The sequence below is a fragment of the Streptomyces sp. NPDC048604 genome, from assembly GCF_043199435.1.
Lineage (GTDB): Bacteria > Actinomycetota > Actinomycetes > Streptomycetales > Streptomycetaceae > Streptomyces.
In genome coordinates, this window is record NZ_JBICVX010000001.1 from 548,227 (window position 1) to 565,515 (window position 17,289).

A 17,289-nucleotide genomic window follows, 5' to 3' on the forward strand; every position below is an offset into this window, starting at 1 on the left:
TCAGGCGGCCGGCGCGAGCCAGACCCGCAGCGGCGCCGTCGCCGTGAATCCCGCGGCGACGGCCGCCGTCAGTGCGTCCCCGTGCTCGTAGCCGACCACCGGCAGCGCGGGCCACCGCGCCGCGGCGGCCGTGAGGGCACCCGCCCAAGCCTCCGCCACACCCGCCTCGCCCGTCGCGTCCGTCCCGTCCGTCGCGTCCGTCGCGAACAGGTTCGAGACGCCCACGACGCCCGCGCCCTCGGTCAGGACCGCGCCCGCGACCACCCGGCCGGAGGCCGCGTCGCGGCCCGCGAGCACCGTCGTCGTGGGGTCGGCGAGCAGTTCGGCGCGGAACAGCCCGGCCGCGTCCTCGTCGTCGCCGCGCCAGGCGGCCTCCCAGGCCGCGAGCCCCTCCGCCGTACGGACCTCCGTCCACTCCGCGGCCGTCGGCGCGGGCGCCGGCCGCTCCGCCGGGCGGTGGATCCACTCGGCCGAGAACAGCGGTACGAAGCCCTCCGCCTCCAGGTCCAGCGTCGCGTAGCTGTCCTTCACCGAGGCGTACGGCGTGCCGCGGTCGATCCCGGCCAGCACCTCACCGACCGTCGCGTCCGCCGTCAGCGTGACGGCGTCCGGGTAGTACAGCGGGGTCCGGCGGGCGTTGGTCCAGGCCCGCGGGCCGAAGACCCCCGGCCGGCCGTGCGCCCGGCACATCGCCTCGCACCAGAGCGCGTTGTTCCGCACGGCCCGCTCGATCTCGTTCGTCGTCTTCGTCGTCTTCGTCGTCGTCTTCGTCGTCCGATTCACAGTCGCCGATCCTGGCAGATCTTCACCCTCCCTCCCCACCTTTCACGTCGTGGAATACTTTTTCCGCATCACGGCAAAATCGCGGCTGCATCGCGACAACACCCCACCGTTTCCCCCCGCGGAAAGGACCCTCCATGACCACACCCCGCGCGCTGGCCCGCCGGGCCGGCACCGAGTTCGTCGGCACCGCGGCCCTGGTCGCCGTCGTCATCGGCTCCGGCCTCCAGGCCGGCGCGCTCAGCCCCGACGCGGGCGTCCGGCTGCTGGCCAACTCGCTCGCCTCGGCCATCGGACTCGCCCTGCTCATCGCCCTGTTCGGACCGGTCTCCGGGGCCCACCTCAACCCCGTCGTCACCCTCTCCGAGTGGTGGTCGAACCGCCGTACCACCCGCCCCCGCGAGGCCGCCGCCTACATAGCCGCCCAGTGCGCCGGGGCGGTCGCCGGCGCGCTGCTCGCCGAGGCGATGTACGGCCGGGCCCCCGGCGTCTGGTCCACCCAGGTCCGCTCCGGGAACCACCTGCTCCTCGGCGAGCTCGTCGCCACCGCCGGCCTCGTCCTGCTCATCCGCGGCCTGCAGCGGATCGACCGCGCCGCGCTCGTCCCGGTGGCCGTCGGCGGCTATCTCGCGGCGGCGATCTGGTTCACCTCCTCCGGCTCCTTCGTGAACCCCGCCGCCACCGTCGCCCGTTCGCTCTCGGACTCGTTCACCGGGATCGCCCCCGGCTCGCTCCCCGGCTTCGTCGCCGCCCAGCTCGCCGGCGGCCTCCTCGGCGTCGTCCTCGCCACGGCTCTGTACGGACCCGAAACGAACCGAGCGGCCCGAATCGACGTCTGATCATGTGAACGGACACAAACCCCCCGGGAGGACTCCGCATGTCAGGCGTACGGGACCGCATGTCAGGCGTACGGGACCGGCTCCGCACCGCCCTGGGGCGCGCCCCCCGCACCCGGCGCGGCCGCCGGCGCGCCGTGCAGGCCGTCATGCTCGGCACCGTCCTCGCTCTCACCCCGGCGACCTGGATGCACCTGACCGCCGACGGCCGGCTCCGCACCACGGCCGACGTGCCCGCCCGGGAGGTCGCCGTCGTGTTCGGCGCCGGCCTGTGGAAGGGCCGGCCGACCCCGTACCTCGCGCACCGGCTCGACACCGCAGCCGAGCTGTATCGTTCCGGCAAGGTCAAGGTCGTCCTGGTGACCGGCGACAACAGCCGGATCGAATACGACGAGCCCGACGCCATGCGCACCTATCTGACCGCGCGCGGGGTGCCCGACGGCCGGATCGTCAGCGACTACGCCGGCTTCGACACCTGGGACTCCTGCGTCCGCGCCAAGAAGATCTTCGGCGTCGACCGGGCCGTCCTCGTCACCCAGGGCTTCCACATCCGCCGAGCCGTCGCCCTCTGCGACGCCGCGGGCGTCGACGCGTACGGGGTCGGCGTCGCCGAGCCGCTCGACGCGACCTGGTACTACGGCGGCGCCCGCGAGCTGGCCGCCGCCGGCAAGGCGGCCCTCGACGCCGCCCTCGAGCCCGACCCGCGCTTCCTCGGGGACCGCGAGCCCGGCGTGACCGAGGCCCTGGCCTCCGCCACCGCCGGCTGAGGCGCCCTCGCAGCCCCTCGCAGCCCCTCGAAGCCCTCACCTCCCCCGCCCCCGCGGACAGAGCAGCTCGCACCCCGCCCGTAATCCGCCGCGTCGTCGCCCGTAACACGGCCGTCGCACCCTGACAGACATGTCCGACGTCACCACCGCCGCCACCCACTGCCCCTACTGCGCCCTGCAGTGCGGCATGTCGCTCCGCCCGACGGGCGCGCCGGAGCTGCCCGTCGAGGTGGTCGAACGGACGGACTTCCCGGTCAACCGGGGCGCGCTGTGCGGCAAGGGCCGCACCGCCCCGGCCGTGCTCTCCTCCCGGGTCAGGCTGACCGAGCCCCTGGTCCGATGCCCTGACACAGGCCGGCTCGAACCCGCCACCTGGGAGGAGGCCCTCGCCGCCGTCGCCGACGGGCTGCGCCGGACCCGCGCCGATCACGGTCCGGATGCCGTGGGGGTCTTCGGCGGCGGCGGTCTCACCAACGAGAAGGCGTACCTGCTGGGCAAGTTCGCCCGGCTGGTGCTCGGCACCTCGCAGATCGACTACAACGGCCGTTTCTGCATGTCGTCCGCGGCGGCCGCACACAACAGGGCCTTCGGTCTCGACCGCGGGCTGCCGTTCCCGCTCGCCGACATCCCGAAGTCCGGCTGTGTGATCCTCGTCGGCTCCAACCTGGCCGAGACCATGCCGCCGGCGCTGCGCTACCTCACGGAGCTGAAGGAGAACGGCGGCAAGCTGATCGTCGTCGACCCGCGCCGCACCCGTACCGCCGAGCAGGCCGACCTCCACCTCGCGCCCCGCCCCGGCACCGACCTGGCGCTCGCCCTGGGCCTGCTGCACCTGGTCGTCGCCGAGGGGCGGGTGGACGAGGAGTTCGTCGCGTCCCGCACCGACGGCTGGGAGGCCGCGCGGGCCGGCGCGATGGCGCACTGGCCCGAGCACGTGGAGCGGATCACCGGCGTACCGGTCCCGCAGCTGCGCGCGGTCGTCGACATGTTCTGCGACGCGCCCTCCGGCATGGTCCTCACCGCCCGCGGTCCCGAGCAGCAGTCCAAGGGCACGGACACCGTCGGCGCGTGGATCAACCTGTGCCTGGCGACCGGCCGCGCCGGACGCCCGTACTCCGGCTACGGCTGCCTCACGGGCCAGGGCAACGGCCAGGGCGGCCGCGAGCACGGCCAGAAGGCCGACCAGCTGCCCGGCTACCGCAAGCTCGACGACCCGGCCGCCCGCGCGCACGTCGCCGGCGTGTGGGGGGTCGCGCCCGAGTCGCTGCCCGGACCCGGCCGGAGCGCGTACGAGCTCCTCGACGCGCTCGGCGGCGATGTGCGCTCGCTGCTTCTGATGGGCTCCAACCCGGTGGTCTCCGCGCCGCGGGCCGGGCACATCGAGGAGCGGCTGCGTTCGCTGGACTTCCTCGCGGTCGCCGACGTGGTCCGGTCCGAGACCGCGGAACTCGCCGACGTGGTCCTGCCGGTGACGCAGTGGGCCGAGGAGACCGGCACCACCACCAACCTGGAGGGCAGGGTGCTGCTGCGCCGGCAGGCGATCACCCCGCCCGCCGGGGTCCGCAGCGACCTCGAGGTGATGAACGGGCTGGCCTCCCTGCTCGGCTGGGAGAAGGGCTTCCCGACGGACCCGGAGGAGGTCTTCGAGGAGCTGCGCCGCGCCTCGGCCGGCGGCCCCGCGGACTACTCCGGCATCAGCTACCGCCGTATCCAGCAGGAGAACGGCGTCTTCTGGCCCTGCCCCGCGGACCCCGACGAGACCGCGCGGGCCGGCGCCGCCGCGCCGGAACACCCCGGCACCCCGCGCCTGTTCCTCGACCGCTTCGCGACCCCCGACGGCCGGGCCCGGTTCGTGCCGGTCGTGCACCGCGCCGCCGCCGAGGAGACGGACGCCGAGTACCCGGTCGTCCTCACCACCGGCCGCGTGGTCTCGCAGTACCAGTCCGGGGCGCAGACCCGCCGGGTGGACGAGCTCAACGCGGCCGCCCCGGGCTCCTTCGTGGAACTGCACCCGCGGCTCGCCGCACGGCTGGGGGTGGCCGACGGCGAGCGGGTCGCGGTGGTCTCGCGGCGCGGCCGGTCGGTGGCCCCCGCGCGGATCACCGCGGCCATTCGCCCGGACACGGTCTTCATGCCGTTCCACTGGCCGGGCGAGGGCCGGGCGAACACGCTCACCAACCCGGCTCTCGACCCCGTCTCGCGGATGCCGGAGTTCAAGGTGTGCGCGGTCCGTCTGGAGCGGGCCGGGGAGCCCGGGGACGCGTGAGCCAGTCGCCGCCCCCGATGAGCGGCCCGAGCCGCGCGGCAGGGGCGGCGAAGTACACCCAGGCGGGGACGGTCGCCCCGTCCCGCAGCCGCAGCACCTCGCGCCGCTCCCGTTCGTACAGGTTGCGCGGGTGGCGGGGGCCGAAGTAGTCCTCCAGGCGGTCCAGTACGACGAGCAGTTCGGCGTACGCGCCGGGCGCGGCGGTCACCAGCTCGCCGGCGACCCGGCCGTCGCCGTGGGCCGCGTAGGGGTAGCCGGGGCCGTCGTACAGGAGCGCGCCGGTCAGTCGGGCGGGCTCCTCGGCGGTGACGCGTCCGCGCAGGAACAGGTCGTGGTTGACCTCGCCGGGGCGCAGGGTCCCGTAGACGAAGAACGGGAGCTGCTCAGCGGTCACCGGGCGACCGTCTCGGCGGCGATCCACTCCAGATAGGCCGCGGAGCCGCGGACCACGGGGGTGGCGACGATCTCCGGCGTCTCGTAGTCGTGGGCGGCCAGCAGGTGCGTCTCCAGGGCCTCGTAGCGGTCCTCGGTGGTCTTGAACAGGACCTGCCACTCCTCGCTGGTCTCCACCGCCTGCTTCCAGTGATAGACCGACGTGACGGGCCCGGAGACCTGGGCGCAGGCGGCGAGGCGCGCCTCGACCGCGCCCCGGGCCAGCGCCCCGGCCTTCTCGGCGCTGTCGGTGGTGGTGAGCACGGTCAGGGCGAGGGGCGGCACGGCGCTCTCCGATCGGGACTGGGTACGGACCCTCACCGTACGCGCGGCCGCCTCCTCCCCTCACCCCGTGTACGGGACCCGGGACTTGGCGTCCTTCAGGGCGCGCCCCCACCAGGCGAGCTGGTCGAGCAGGGACTTGGCTGCGGCCTCGACCGCGGCCGGGTCCCGGTGTGTCCCCTCCCCGTCGAACTGGGTCCAGGCGTTCGTGAAGGAGACGGTGTCGCGGACGGTCACGGCGTGCAGTTCGGCGAAGACCTGCCGCAGGTGCTCGACGGCGCGCAGGCCGCCGGAGATCCCGCCGTAGGAGACGAAGGCGACCGGCTTGGCCTGCCATTCGCCGAAGTGCCGGTCGATGAGGTTCTTCAGGCCGGCCGGGTAGGAGTGGTTGTACTCGGGGGTGAGGACGACGTAGGCGTCGGCGGCGGCGAGCCGGGGCGTCACCTCGGCGAGTGCGGCGCGGGTGGCCTCGTCCGGGTTCGGGGAGAAGGCGGTCGGCAGGTCGTGCTCGGCGACGTCGACGATGTCGACGGTGAAGTCGGGGCGGTCGGCGACCTGCGTGAGGAACCAGTCGGCGATGACGGTCCCGAAGCGCCCGGCCCGGTCGGAGCCGATGACGAGGGCGAGCTTGAGGGGCTCGGGGGCGGTGGCAGGGGTGGCGGGGGCGAGCTGCGCGGAAGGCGTCGTGATGTCCATGCGGGAGAGCTTGTTACCTCAACCTTGCTTGAGGTCAAGCGCCGTCCGACACTGTGGGGGAATCACCCGCACCGCCTACCGTGGAACCATGACGAACGCACCCGTACACATCGAGATCGACGGCCGCCCGCTCCCCGATCCGGCGCCGACGGCCTCGCTGATGAGCGGGTACGGCCACTTCACCGCCCTGCAGGTCCGCGACAGCCGGACGCGCGGTCTGGCGCTGCATCTGGCCCGCCTGGACGGCGCGCACCGGGAACTGTTCGGCTCCGGCCTGGAGGCGGCCCGTCTGCGCGCGCTGATCAGCGGGGCGCTGCGCGGCGCGGGACGGCGGGACGCGTCGGTGCGGGTGTACGGCTTCGAGGACACGGTCGTCGTGACGGTGGCCGAGCCGTTCGTGCACGACCCCTCCCCGCAGCTGCTGATGTCGGTGCCGTACGTGCGTCCCGCGGCGCACCTCAAGCACGTGGGCGGCTTCGGGCAGGCCTACCACCGGCGGGCGGCGGCCCGCGCGGGCTTCGACGAGGCCCTGCTGACCGGACCGGACGGGGCGGTGGCGGAGGGCGCGATCACGAACGTGGCGTTCTGGGACGGCGAGCAGCTGATCTGGCCGACGGCGCCCCATCTGACCGGCGTCACGATGGCGCTGCTGATGCGCCGGCTGCCGTCCGTGCCGCGCCCGGTGACGCTGGCGGACCTGCCGTCGTTCCGCGCCTGTCTGGTGACGAACTCGCGCGGCATCGCCCCGGTGAGCCGGATCGACCGGGTCGCGTACCCGGTGGACGAGGAGCTGATGGCGCGGGTGCAGGCGGCGTACGAGCAGGCGCCCTGGGACCCGTTCGACTAGGGCGCCGCCCGCTCCCTGTCACCCGTTCGGGACAGAGCCGCCACGAACACGAGCACACCCCCTCCGACCTGCGGCGATGCCGGGTCGACAAGCCGACACGCCGACACCGTCGGCGTAATCTGACCCTCCATCAGCAGGCGCGGGCGCCGGGCTGCGCCTTACCTCGGATCAAGGACACCCGACCGTCGCGCGCCCCGGAGGACCTCATGCGCACCACTGCCCGCCTGCTCACGACAACCGCGCTGTCGGTCGTTGCGATCGGCGCCTTCGGCGCACCCGTGGCGCTCGCCGGGGACGTCGAGTCGCTGGAGATCAACCCCGCCACCGCCTCGCCGGGCACGACGGTCACCGTCAACACGCTCGCCTGCGGCCACAAGGGACGCGGCGTCGGCGACGCCAACTCACTCGGCGCCGGCGAGTTCCAGCTGCACCCGAGCACGCACAAGGAGGTCGTGGTCGGCCAGTTCACCGTCCCGGAGCACACCAAGCCGGGCACCTACGGGATCTCGGTGGCCTGCGACAACGGCAAGACGGCCTCCGGCGACCTCGAGGTCAAGCACCACGGCGGGCATCAGCCGAGCGGCCATGTGAAGACCGGTGTCGGGGGCAGCGTCGGCCCCGACACCGCCCAGGTCACGGCGGGCGTGGCGGTGCTGGCCGCGGCCGTCGTGGGCGGTGCCTGGCTCCTGCGTCGCCGGGCGAGCGGCACGCAGGACGGGTAGCCGGGACCGGCGGCAACGGCCGTCCCGCGTACCGCCCGCCCCGCCCCCGCCGCGTGCCCGCAACGGCCCGGCGGGGGCGGGGCCGTACCCCACCGACGAGCCCGCCGACGACCCCTTCCGTGACCCCGTCCATGACCCTGTCCATGACCCCGTCCAGACCCTGAGGACGACAGCGTGAGCAGCAACAGAAGCAAGGGCTGGGGCATAGCGGTCGCCGCGCTGGTCGGCCTGTGGCTGGTCCAGAACGGCTCCGAGGACGTCACCCCGCCCGTCCCCACCGCCGCGCAGGCCTTCGCCGCGGGCGGCGACTTCCACACCGACGCGGCCGCGGACCCGCTGCCGCCGTCCGAACCGGTCCGGCTGCGGATCCCCAAGATCGAGGTGGACGCCCCGGTGATGCGGCTGGGGCTCGGCGCGCAGGGCACGCTGGACGTGCCTCCGGCCGCCGACCCCAACCTGGCCGGCTGGTTCCGCGACGGCACCCCGCCGGGCGCGAAGGGCACCGCGCTCCTGGCCGGGCACGTCGACAACGCGCAGGGCCCGGCGGTGTTCTACGCGCTCGGCGCGCTCCAGAAGGGTCACCGCGTCGAGGTGCTGCGGAAGGACGGCCGTACCGCGGTGTTCACCGTGGACGCGGTCGAGGTGTACGACAACGACGCCTTCCCGGACCGGAAGGTATACGGCGACCGCGGCCGCGCCGAACTCCGCGTCATCACCTGCGGCGGCGGCTTCGACAAGAAGTCCGGCGGCTACCAGGGCAACGTGGTCGCCTTCGCGCACCTCATCGGGGTGCGCTGAGCCGGCCGGTCAGGCCCCGGCCGTCGGCTCCGGCCGGTCAGGCCCACTGGTCGAAGGCGAGCTTCGCGACCAGCGAGAAGACCACGAACAGCAGCACCCCGCGGACGAACTCCGCGCCCTTGCTCAGCGCCATCCGCGCCCCGATCATCGCCCCCGCCAGGTTGAACGCGGCGAGGATCGCCGCGAGCTGCCACAGCACCGTGCCCTGGTAGGCGAACATCGCCAGCGCGCCCGCGTTCGTGCAGACGTTCACGATCTTCGCGGTGGCCGACGCCGTCACCAGGTCGAGGTGGAGCACCGCGGTCAGCCCCAGCACCAGGAACGTGCCGGTGCCCGGTCCGAACATGCCGTCGTAGAAGCCGATCCCGCCGCCGACCAGCAGGATCGCCGTGACCACCCGGGCCCGCGTCAGCTCCCGCCGCTGCTCCTGCGGCCGCGTCCCGAAGGACGGCCTGAGCATCACGAACGCGGCGACGCCGACCAGCACCACCATGATCAGCGGCCGCAGCACCGCCTCGTCGATCCCGGCCGCGAAGAACGCCCCCGCCGTGGAGCCGCCGACCGCCGCGAGCCCGACCTTCACCGCCGTCCCGACGTTGACCGGGGCCTTGCGCACGTAGGTGACCGCGGCTCCGGAGGTGCCGACGATCGCCAGCGCCTTGTTGGTGCCGAGGGCGTACGTGTGGTGCAGGTTCGGCAGGCCGAGCAGCAGCGCCGGCAGCATCACGAGGCCTCCCCCGCCGACCACCGCGTCGATCCAGCCGGCGACGAGGGCGGCGGCGCAGAGGAGGAGGAGGAGGGTGGTCAGCGATATGTCAGGCATGATCAGGACCCTAACTGCTGACATCTGCGGCACTGCGTGCCACGACCTCACACCCGGGTGTCCCGCGCACTGAGGTCAGCGTTCCGTACGGGAAACAGTCGGGATGCCGACGGGTAACACCGGCCCCGCACTCTTCCGGGTATGAGTACACGGATCGTGGTGGTCGGGGGCGGAACGGCGGGCGCCCGGCTCGCCCAGCGCCTGCCCGTCACCCTGCTCGGCGAAGAGCCGCACGCACCGTACAACAGGGTGCTGCTCGCCGACGTCCTGGCCGGCCGGTACGCGCCCGAGGTCATCGCGCTGCCGGCCGCCCGGGAGCCGGTGCGGCGCGGCGTGCGGGCGGTGCGGATCGACCGGGCGGCGCGGTTCGTGGAGTGCGCGGACGGCTCCACCGTCCCGTACGACCGGCTGGTCCTGGCCACGGGCTCGAACCCGGTGCTGCCGCCGCTGCGCGGTCTGCGCGGCTCGCAGCTGCCGGCGGGCGTCCACCCCTTCCGGACCCTCGACGACTGCCTGGAGCTGCGGGACCTGGTACGGCCCGGGGGCAGGGCGGTGGTCATCGGCGGCGGGCTGCTCGGCGTCTCCGCGGCCCGCGCCCTCGCGGCCCGCGGCGCCGAGGTGATGCTGGCGCAGCAGGGCGAGCGGCTCATGGAGCGCCAGCTCGACGCGCAGGCGTCGGCGCTGCTCCAGGAGCACGTGGAGTCCCTCGGCGTCGAGGTGCACACCGAGTGCCGGGTCAGCGGTCTGCGGCAGCGGGACGGCGCGGTCACGGCGGTCGAGCTGGCGAACGGCTTCGTCCTGGACGCGCAGGTCGTCGTCCTGGCCTGCGGGGTCCGCCCCCGGGTGACCCTGGCGCGGGAGGCGGGCCTGGAGGTCCGCACGGGCATCGTCGTCGACGACGAACTGCGCACCTCGGACCCGTACATCCACGCGATCGGCGACTGCGCGGAACACGACGGCCGGGTCTACGGCCTGGCGGGCCCGGCCCTGGAACAGGCGGACGTCCTGGCCGACGTCCTGTCCGGAGTGGCGCCCGCCCGCCCCGCCTACACCGGCACCCGCGCACTCACCCGCCTCACCCTCTCCGGGCCCGACGGGCTCGACCTCGCCGCTTTCGGTGACGCGACCGCCCGGCCCGGCGACGACGTCGTGCAGCTCACCGACGCCACCCGGCGGGCCTACCGGAAGGTCGTCGTCCGCGGCGACCGCCTCGTCGGCGGAGTCCTCCTCGGCGATCTCGCCTCGGTCGGCACGCTCGCCCGGGCCTGGGAGGGCGACGAGGCCCTGCCGGACGCTCCCCTGCTCCACCTGCTCACCCATGACGGAGGCTCCTGATGACGCACACCCCCACCATCGTCCTGGTCGGCCACGGAATGGTCGGCCAGCGGTTCCTGGAGGCGCTCGCGGACCGGGGCGTCACCGAGGCGGCCCGGGTCGTGGTGCTCTGCGAGGAGCCCCGGCCGGCCTATGACCGCGTCCAGCTGACCTCGTACTTCTCGGGCCGGACGCCCGACGACCTGTCCATGGTCGAGGCCGGCTTCATGGAGAAGCACGGCATCGAGCTGTACGTCGGCGACCCGGCGGAGAGCGTCGACCGCGCCGCCCGTACGGTCACCGCCCGCTCCGGGCAGGTGTTCGCGTACGACTCGCTGGTCCTGGCCACCGGCTCGTTCCCCTTCGTGCCGCCGGTGCCCGGCAAGGACGCGCGCGGCTGTTTCGTGTACCGGACGATCGAGGACCTGCTCGCCATCGAGGAGTACGCGAAGACCGCGACGACCGGCGCGGTCGTCGGCGGCGGTCTGCTCGGCCTGGAGGCGGCGGGCGCGCTCAAGGGCCTGGGCCTGGACACCCACATCGTCGAGTTCGCCCCGCGCCTGATGCCGGTGCAGGTCGACGACGGCGGCGGCGCGGCGCTGCTGCGCACCATCGAGCAGATGGGGCTGACGGTCCACACCGGCACCGGCACCCAGGAGGTGGTGACCGAGGACGGCGTGGTCACCGGCATGAAGCTGTCGGACGGCTCCGAACTCGCCACCGACATGGTCGTGTTCTCCGCCGGCGTGCGGCCCCGCGACCAGCTGGCCCGGGACTGCGGCCTGGACGTGGGCGAGCGCGGCGGCATCGCCGTCGACGCGCACTGCCGCACCTCCGACCCCGCCGTGTTCGCGATCGGCGAGTGCGCGCTGGCGACGGACGGCCGGGTGTACGGCCTGGTCGCGCCCGGCTACGAGATGGCGCAGACCGCCGCCGCGGCGATCGCCGACGAGGCCGGCGACGGCTTCACCGGCGCGGACCTGTCCACCAAGCTGAAGCTGCTCGGTGTGGACGTCGCCTCCTTCGGCGACGCGCACGGCACGGCCGAGGGCTGCCTGGACGTCGTCTACTCCGACTCCCGCTCCGGCATCTACAAGAAGCTCGTGGTCGACTCCGAGGGCGTGCTGCTCGGCGGTGTCCTGGTCGGCGACGCCGAGTCGTACGGGCTGCTGCGCCCGCTGACCGGCTCGGTGCCGCCGGTCTCCCCCGAGCAGCTGGTGCTGCCGGCCGGGGCGGGCGCGCCGGTCGCGCTGGGCCCGTCGGCGCTGCCGGACGACGCGGTGATCTGCTCCTGCCACAACGTCACCAAGCACGCGATCACCGAGTGCACGACGCTGCCCGAGGTGAAGAAGTGCACCAAGGCCGGCACCGGTTGCGGCGGCTGCCTGAAGGTGATCGAGAAGCTGCTGCCGGAGAAGACCGACAAAGGGCTCTGCGGCGACTTCTCCTACACCCGCAGCGAGCTCTACGAGATCGCCCGTACCCTGCGGCTGACCTCCTTCGCGGCGCTGCTCGACTCGCACGGCCGTGAGGAGGCCCGCGGCGGCGAGGGCTGCGAGATCTGCAAGCCGACCGTGGCCTCGATCCTCTCCAGCCTCAACAACGGTTACATCCTGGACGGCGAGCAGGCGGCCCTGCAGGACACCAACGACCACCACCTGGCCAACCTGCAGCGCAACGGCTCGTACTCGGTCGTGCCGCGCATCCCGGGCGGTGAGATCACCCCGGAGAAGCTGATCGTGATCGGCGAGGTGGCCCGCGACTTCGGGCTCTACACGAAGATCACCGGCGGTCAGCGGATCGACATGTTCGGCGCCCGGGTGGACCAGCTGCCGGCGATCTGGACCCGCCTCGTGGACGCGGGCTTCGAGTCGGGGCACGCGTACGGCAAGTCGCTGCGCACGGTGAAGTCCTGCGTGGGGCAGACCTGGTGCCGCTACGGCGTGCAGGACTCGGTGCGGATGGCGATCCTGCTTGAGCTGCGCTACCGGGGCCTGCGCTCGCCGCACAAGCTCAAGTCGGCGGTCTCCGGCTGCACCCGCGAGTGCGCGGAGGCGCAGTCGAAGGACTTCGGCGTGATCGCCACGGCCAGCGGCTGGAACCTGTACGTGGGCGGCAACGGCGGCGCGATCCCGCGCCACGCGGACCTGCTCGCGCAGGACCTGTCGGACGCCGAACTGGTGCGGCTGATCGACCGGTTCCTGATGTTCTACATCCGCACCGCGGACCGCCTGGAGCGCACCTCGACCTGGCTGGAGCGTCTGGAGGGCGGGCTCGACCACCTCCGGGACGTGGTGGTGCACGACTCGCTGGGGCTCTGCGACGAGCTGGAGGCCCTGATGACCGCGCACGTCGCCGACTACCAGGACGAGTGGGCGCAGACCCTGGACGACCCGGAGCGGCTGCGCCGGTTCGTCTCCTTCGTGAACGCCCCGGACGCGCCGGACCCGTCGGTGCGGTTCGTGCCGGAGCGCGACCAGATCAAGCCGGACCTGACGGTCCTCACCCTCGGAACCACCCGCCTGGAAGGAGCCTCTGCCTGATGAAGATCGAACTCTCCCACGACACCACCGCCGACGCCTGGATGCCGGTCTGCGAGACCTCCCGTCTGACGCCGGGCCGGGGCGTGGCGGCCCTGCTGCCGGACGGCCGGCAGGCGGCCCTGTTCGTGGACCGCGCCGGACGGCCGTACGCGATCGAGAACCGCGACCCGTTCACCGGGGCGCAGGTGCTGTCCCGGGGCCTGCTCGGCTCGGCGGGCGGGCGGCCGTTCGTCGCCTCCCCGCTGCTGAAGCAGCGCTTCGACCTGGAGACCGGGAAGTGCCTGGACGACGACGAGGTGTCGGTGGCGGTCTACCCGGTGCGGACGGTCTGAGCGAACTCCGCCCACCCGGCGGCTACTTGACCGACCGTTCCAGAACGTCGTAGGTTTGAACGCGTGGCCAGGACCAAGGAATTCGATCCGGACGCCGCGCTCCAGGCAGCGCTCGAACTGTTCTGGTCGCGCGGCTACGAGGCGACGACGATGTCGGACCTCGTCGAGCGCCTCGGGATCGGCCGCGCCAGCATCTACGCGACCTTCGGCAACAAGCAGGAGCTGTACCTGAAGGCGCTGGACCGCTACACCCGGGCCACCGGCCCGGCCCTCACCGCCGAGCTCGCCGAACCGGAGAGCGGTCTCGACGCGGTACGGGGCCTGGTGCGGCGGTTCGCCGCCGAGGCGGGGTCGGACGAGGTCCGGTTCGCGGGCTGCTTCGTCACCAACACCGCGGCCGAACTCGGCCCGCACGACGAGGTGCTGGCCCGGCGGGTCGAGCGGAGCTGGGAGCACCTCGAGACCCTGCTCCACACGGCCCTGGTCCGGGCCCGGGCCCGCGGCGAACTGCCCGCCGGCCGCGATCCGCAGACCCTCGCCCGGATGCTGGGCGTGATGCTGCAGGGCATCCGGGTGGTCGGCAAGGCGTCGAGCGATCCCGCACGAGTCCACGACGCGGCGGAACAGGCCCTGGCGCTGCTCGACTGATCGCACCGACCTCAGGGAACCGACCCCAGGGAACCGACCTCAGGAGAAGGCGCTTCGCGGCGCCTTTTCTTCGGCCCTCATTCTGGAACGCACGGTCAAGAAAAATGCACGGTCAAGAAAAGGGGAACCCTCTCATGTCCGCACGCTTCACCGGACGCACCGCCCTCGTCACCGGCGCCGGCACCGGCCTCGGCCGCGCCACCGCGCTCGCCCTCGCCGCCGAGGGGGCCCGCGTCGTGGTCTCCGGGCGCACCGCCGCGACCCTGCAGGAGACGGTCGCGCTGATCGGGGCGGCCGGCGGCACGGCCGTCGCCGTCGCCGCCGACGTGTCCCGCGCCGAGGACACCAAGGAGCTGGTCCGCCGGACCGTGGAGACGTTCGGGGGTCTGGACGTCGCCGTGAACAACGCCGGCATCTTCCGCGGCGGCGCCTCGACCGCGGACTTCGCGCTGGACGACTGGCAGGCCCTGCTGGACACCAACGTCACCGGCGTCCTGAACTCGCTCCAGGCCGAGATCGCCCATATGCGGGCGCACGGCGGCGGGACGATCGTCAACGTCGCCTCGAACCTGGGCGCCCACGTCCGGTTCCCCGGGCTGGTCGGCTACCAGGTGTCGAAGGCCGCCGTGGCCGCCCTGACCCGGGCCGCCGCGCTCGACCACATCGGCGAGGGCGTCCGGATCAACGCGGTCAGCCCCGGCGCGGCCGAGTCCACGATGTCGCTGAATCCGGGCGAGACCGAGGCCGAGCGGGAGGTCCGGATGAAGACGGAGTCCCCGCTGGGCCGGATCTCGTCGGGCGCGGAGGTCGCGGCGGCCGTGCTGTACCTGGCCTCGGACGACGCCGGGTCGGTCGTCGGCACGGACCTGGTGATCGACGGCGGCACCTCGGCCTGACGCGGCGGGCTCAGCCCTCGACGACGGCCGGGTCCATCCACATGACCTCCCAGTGGTGGCCGTCGAGGTCGGTGAAGGAGCGGCCGTACATCGTGCCGTAGTCCATCGGCTCCTTCGCGTCCGTGGCTCCGGCGGCCAGCGCCCCGTCCACCAGCTCGTCGACCTTCGCCCGGCTCTCGGCGCTCAGCGCGACGAGCACCTCGCTCGTCTTCGACGCGTCGGCGATCTCCTTGCCGGGCTTGGTGAACTCCTTGAACTTCGCCTCGGTCAGCAGCATCGCGAAGATCGTGTCGCTGATGACCATGCAGGCGGCGGTCTCGTCGGTGAACTGCGGGTTGAAGGAGTAGCCGACCTTGCTCCAGAAGGCCTTCGACGCGTCGAGGTCCTTGACCGGCAGGTTGACGAAGATCATCTGAGTCATGGCGCTGTCTCTCTCTTCTCGCTCGTCCCGCGTGCCCTGGTGTCACGCTGTCGAAGGGGTAGACGGGGGGGCCGGGCGGAACTCATCGGCCTTCCGGAGAAAACTTCCCGGAAGTTGGCTAGCGTCGGATCCATGAGCCCCGCAGGCCGGAAGATCACCGAGAAATTGTCGGACGAAGCCCTGACCGCCGCCACCGGAAGGGGCTGGGGCGACTGGTTCGCCCTGCTCGACGCCTGGGGCGCGGCCGAGCAGAGCCACGCGGCGATCGCCCGCCATCTGGTGGACGCGCACCACGTCGGCGGCTGGCACGCCCAGTCGATCACCGTGGCGTACGAGCAGGAACGCGGACTGCGCCAGGTCGGCCAGTCGTCGGCGGGCGACTGGCAGGCGAGCGTCAGCCGCACGGTGGCGGCCCCGGCCGAGCGCTGCAGCGCGGCCTTCGCCGACGAGGAGCTGCGCCTGCGCTGGCTCCCCGTCGGCGAGCTGGCGGTGCGGACGCACCGGCCGGGGAAGTCGCTGACGGCGGACTGGGACGGCGGCCCCAGTCGCATCTCCGTCTACCTCACCCCGAAGGGCGAGGCGAAGACGCAGATCGGCCTCGGCCACACCCGGCTCCCCGACGCGGAGGCGGTCGCCGCGTACAAGGAGTTCTGGCAGGAGCACCTCACGGAGCTCAAGACGCTGCTGGAGTCGGAGCCGCCGGGCTCCAGCGGCTGAGCGTCGCGCTCTCCTCGTCGTAGGTGAGCCAGGTGCCGTCGCCGAGGGGCCGGACGTAGCCGCCGGCAGGGCCGGAGGGGTAGGCGACGGCGCCACGTATCCGGAGCGTGGCGGCGTCGAGCAGCCAGTGCCGGACCTCGTCGTACGAGTCGTCCTCGTCGTCCTCGCCGTACTCCAAGCCGGTGCAGGCCATGACCGTGCCGGCGTCGAGGAACCCGGCGCACCAGTCCCAGGCCTCCGCGCCGGGCGGGGCCTCCCCCTCCGCGAGGACGGCGCCGTCGAGGGCGTGCAGCTGGAGGTCCGCGCCGTAGTGCTCCATCGTCAGGAAGCCCTCGTGCTCCGGGTGGACGTCCATCAGGATCCGGTCGAGGTTCTCGTTGAGGTCCCAGGTCGTCAGCTTCTCGCCGTCCCAGTGGCCCCAGTGCAGCTCGATGCCGTCCTGGCCCATCCCGATGTCGAGGCCCATGTGGACCCCGTCGGGGTGCGAGACGTGGTGCGAGCCCGAGGCCACACTCTCCAGCGGCAGCCGCGCCAGCTCGCGGCCGTCCCGGGCGTCGAGCACCACCCACAGTTCGTCGTACTCCGTCTCCGGGTCGACGACGTGCGCCCAGACGTACCGGCCGTCGTCGGAGACCCGGCAGGAGCCGTGCTCGCTGTCCCGGCAGACCTGCTGGTCGTCGCCGGTGTGCTCGTGGCCGAGCTCCTGGTCCCAGCAGGCGTGGCGGTACTCCCACAGGGTGCTGCCGTCACGGGCCACCGCGCGCACCGACCGCTGTCCGGAGAACGCGGCGAACGCGGCGTCGGGGCTCACCGAGTGGACTCCCCCGGTCCAGCCGGGCCACGGCACCGGGAAGACGGCGAGCGGCGCGGTCTCGCCTGTGAAGAGCGCGACGAGGTCGTGGACCTCCAGCTCGTGCCCGTTCCTCAGGAGGGCGCGCAGGCTGCCGTCGCCGCGCCCCTCGAAGGCGAAGCCGTCCAGCAGTTCGCTCGCCCCCGGCAGCCGTACCGACGCGCGCAGTTGTGCGGTGATCGTCATGACATGAAGGTAACGGGCGCCACCGACAACGCCCTTGCCCCGACCGGGAACCGACGCTTCCTTTTCATCGCTTGTTGCTGCACCGTCAATTCCGTGCTCCTAGGTTCCAGAAACGCGCGACCCCCGTCGCCCG

At 73.2% G+C, this 17,289-nt stretch carries 19 protein-coding genes; 12 read left to right on the forward strand and 7 right to left on the reverse strand.

Annotated features, from left to right (window positions below; genetic code table 11):
* Positions 1 to 783, reverse strand: a complete 783-nt coding sequence (locus tag ACGFMM_RS02650; protein ID WP_393642403.1) for a hypothetical protein — start codon at positions 781 to 783, stop codon at positions 1 to 3.
* Between the two features lie 134 nt (positions 784 to 917).
* Here ACGFMM_RS02650 and ACGFMM_RS02655 point away from each other — a divergent pair, with 134 nt between their 5' ends.
* The 3 genes from ACGFMM_RS02655 (at position 918) to ACGFMM_RS02665 (ending at position 4,649) form a co-directional block, all read left to right on the forward strand.
* Entirely contained in the window at positions 918 to 1,619 is a 702-nt protein-coding gene (locus ACGFMM_RS02655) for an aquaporin (RefSeq protein WP_393642405.1), read from the forward strand.
* A 38-nt stretch (positions 1,620 to 1,657) separates the two neighbouring features.
* A complete protein-coding gene (locus ACGFMM_RS02660; protein ID WP_393642406.1) occupies positions 1,658 to 2,383 on the forward strand; it encodes a vancomycin high temperature exclusion protein in 726 nt (241 codons plus the stop codon).
* Positions 2,384 to 2,513: 130 nt separating this feature from the next.
* Positions 2,514 to 4,649: a molybdopterin oxidoreductase family protein gene (locus ACGFMM_RS02665; protein ID WP_393642408.1), complete on the forward strand. Its 2,136-nt coding sequence runs from the start codon at positions 2,514 to 2,516 to the stop codon at positions 4,647 to 4,649.
* Here ACGFMM_RS02665 and ACGFMM_RS02670 read toward each other — a convergent pair.
* Genes ACGFMM_RS02670 through ACGFMM_RS02680 form a run of 3 tightly spaced genes read right to left on the reverse strand, consistent with a single transcriptional unit; the run spans position 4,597 to position 6,059 of the window.
* The gene (locus ACGFMM_RS02670) at positions 4,597 to 5,043 is read right to left on the reverse strand and encodes a gamma-glutamylcyclotransferase family protein (protein ID WP_393642410.1); all 447 of its coding nucleotides are present in this window, start codon (positions 5,041 to 5,043) and stop codon (positions 4,597 to 4,599) included. The genes ACGFMM_RS02665 and ACGFMM_RS02670 overlap by 53 nt on opposite strands.
* Positions 5,040 to 5,366: a divalent-cation tolerance protein CutA gene (gene cutA / locus ACGFMM_RS02675; protein ID WP_393642412.1), complete on the reverse strand. Its 327-nt coding sequence runs from the start codon at positions 5,364 to 5,366 to the stop codon at positions 5,040 to 5,042. Before cutA ends, ACGFMM_RS02670 begins: the two co-directional genes overlap by 4 nt.
* A 60-nt stretch (positions 5,367 to 5,426) precedes the next feature.
* Positions 5,427 to 6,059: an NADPH-dependent FMN reductase gene (locus ACGFMM_RS02680; RefSeq protein ID WP_393642414.1), complete on the reverse strand. Its 633-nt coding sequence runs from the start codon at positions 6,057 to 6,059 to the stop codon at positions 5,427 to 5,429.
* Between the two features lie 88 nt (positions 6,060 to 6,147).
* Between ACGFMM_RS02680 and ACGFMM_RS02685 the strand changes: the two genes are divergently transcribed.
* From ACGFMM_RS02685 to ACGFMM_RS02695, 3 genes are all read left to right on the forward strand, one after another.
* Positions 6,148 to 6,906: an aminotransferase class IV gene (locus ACGFMM_RS02685; RefSeq protein WP_393642416.1), complete on the forward strand. Its 759-nt coding sequence runs from the start codon at positions 6,148 to 6,150 to the stop codon at positions 6,904 to 6,906.
* A gap of 206 nt (positions 6,907 to 7,112) precedes the next feature.
* Entirely contained in the window at positions 7,113 to 7,628 is a 516-nt protein-coding gene (locus ACGFMM_RS02690; protein WP_393642418.1) for a hypothetical protein, read from the forward strand.
* Between the two features lie 174 nt (positions 7,629 to 7,802).
* Positions 7,803 to 8,426, forward strand: coding sequence for a class F sortase (locus tag ACGFMM_RS02695; RefSeq protein ID WP_393642419.1), 624 nt, complete (start codon positions 7,803 to 7,805; stop codon positions 8,424 to 8,426).
* 37 nt (positions 8,427 to 8,463) lie between these two features.
* Here the strand turns inward: ACGFMM_RS02695 and ACGFMM_RS02700 are convergent, their stop codons facing one another.
* A complete protein-coding gene (locus tag ACGFMM_RS02700) occupies positions 8,464 to 9,249 on the reverse strand; it encodes a TSUP family transporter (protein ID WP_393642421.1) in 786 nt (261 codons plus the stop codon).
* A gap of 141 nt (positions 9,250 to 9,390) precedes the next feature.
* On the opposite strand from ACGFMM_RS02700, the gene ACGFMM_RS02705 reads away from it, so the two are divergent.
* The 5 genes from ACGFMM_RS02705 (at position 9,391) to ACGFMM_RS02725 (ending at position 14,982) form a co-directional block, all read left to right on the forward strand.
* Entirely contained in the window at positions 9,391 to 10,584 is a 1,194-nt protein-coding gene (locus ACGFMM_RS02705; RefSeq protein WP_393642423.1) for an NAD(P)/FAD-dependent oxidoreductase, read from the forward strand.
* Entirely contained in the window at positions 10,584 to 13,106 is a 2,523-nt protein-coding gene (gene nirB, locus ACGFMM_RS02710) for a nitrite reductase large subunit NirB (RefSeq protein WP_393642425.1), read from the forward strand. Before ACGFMM_RS02705 ends, nirB begins: the two co-directional genes overlap by 1 nt.
* Positions 13,106 to 13,438 carry a nitrite reductase small subunit NirD gene (nirD, locus tag ACGFMM_RS02715; protein ID WP_393642427.1) on the forward strand — a complete coding sequence of 111 codons (333 nt, stop codon included), beginning with the start codon at positions 13,106 to 13,108 and terminating at the stop codon, positions 13,436 to 13,438. Before nirB ends, nirD begins: the two co-directional genes overlap by 1 nt.
* Before the next feature lie 63 nt (positions 13,439 to 13,501).
* Entirely contained in the window at positions 13,502 to 14,086 is a 585-nt protein-coding gene (locus ACGFMM_RS02720; protein ID WP_393642429.1) for a TetR family transcriptional regulator, read from the forward strand.
* A 134-nt stretch (positions 14,087 to 14,220) separates the two neighbouring features.
* On the forward strand, positions 14,221 to 14,982 hold the full coding sequence (locus tag ACGFMM_RS02725) for an SDR family NAD(P)-dependent oxidoreductase (protein ID WP_393642431.1): 762 nt from the start codon (positions 14,221 to 14,223) through the stop codon (positions 14,980 to 14,982).
* Positions 14,983 to 14,992: 10 nt separating this feature from the next.
* On the opposite strand, the gene ACGFMM_RS02730 is transcribed toward ACGFMM_RS02725, so the two are convergent.
* The gene (locus tag ACGFMM_RS02730; RefSeq protein ID WP_393642433.1) at positions 14,993 to 15,403 is read right to left on the reverse strand and encodes a VOC family protein; all 411 of its coding nucleotides are present in this window, start codon (positions 15,401 to 15,403) and stop codon (positions 14,993 to 14,995) included.
* A 132-nt stretch (positions 15,404 to 15,535) separates the two neighbouring features.
* On the opposite strand from ACGFMM_RS02730, the gene ACGFMM_RS02735 reads away from it, so the two are divergent.
* Entirely contained in the window at positions 15,536 to 16,120 is a 585-nt protein-coding gene (locus ACGFMM_RS02735) for an SRPBCC domain-containing protein (protein ID WP_393642434.1), read from the forward strand.
* Here ACGFMM_RS02735 and ACGFMM_RS02740 read toward each other — a convergent pair.
* Positions 16,077 to 17,156: a hypothetical protein gene (locus tag ACGFMM_RS02740; RefSeq protein ID WP_393642436.1), complete on the reverse strand. Its 1,080-nt coding sequence runs from the start codon at positions 17,154 to 17,156 to the stop codon at positions 16,077 to 16,079. The two genes, ACGFMM_RS02735 and ACGFMM_RS02740, sit on opposite strands and share 44 nt — an antisense overlap.
* Positions 17,157 to 17,289: the final 133 nt, after the last annotated feature.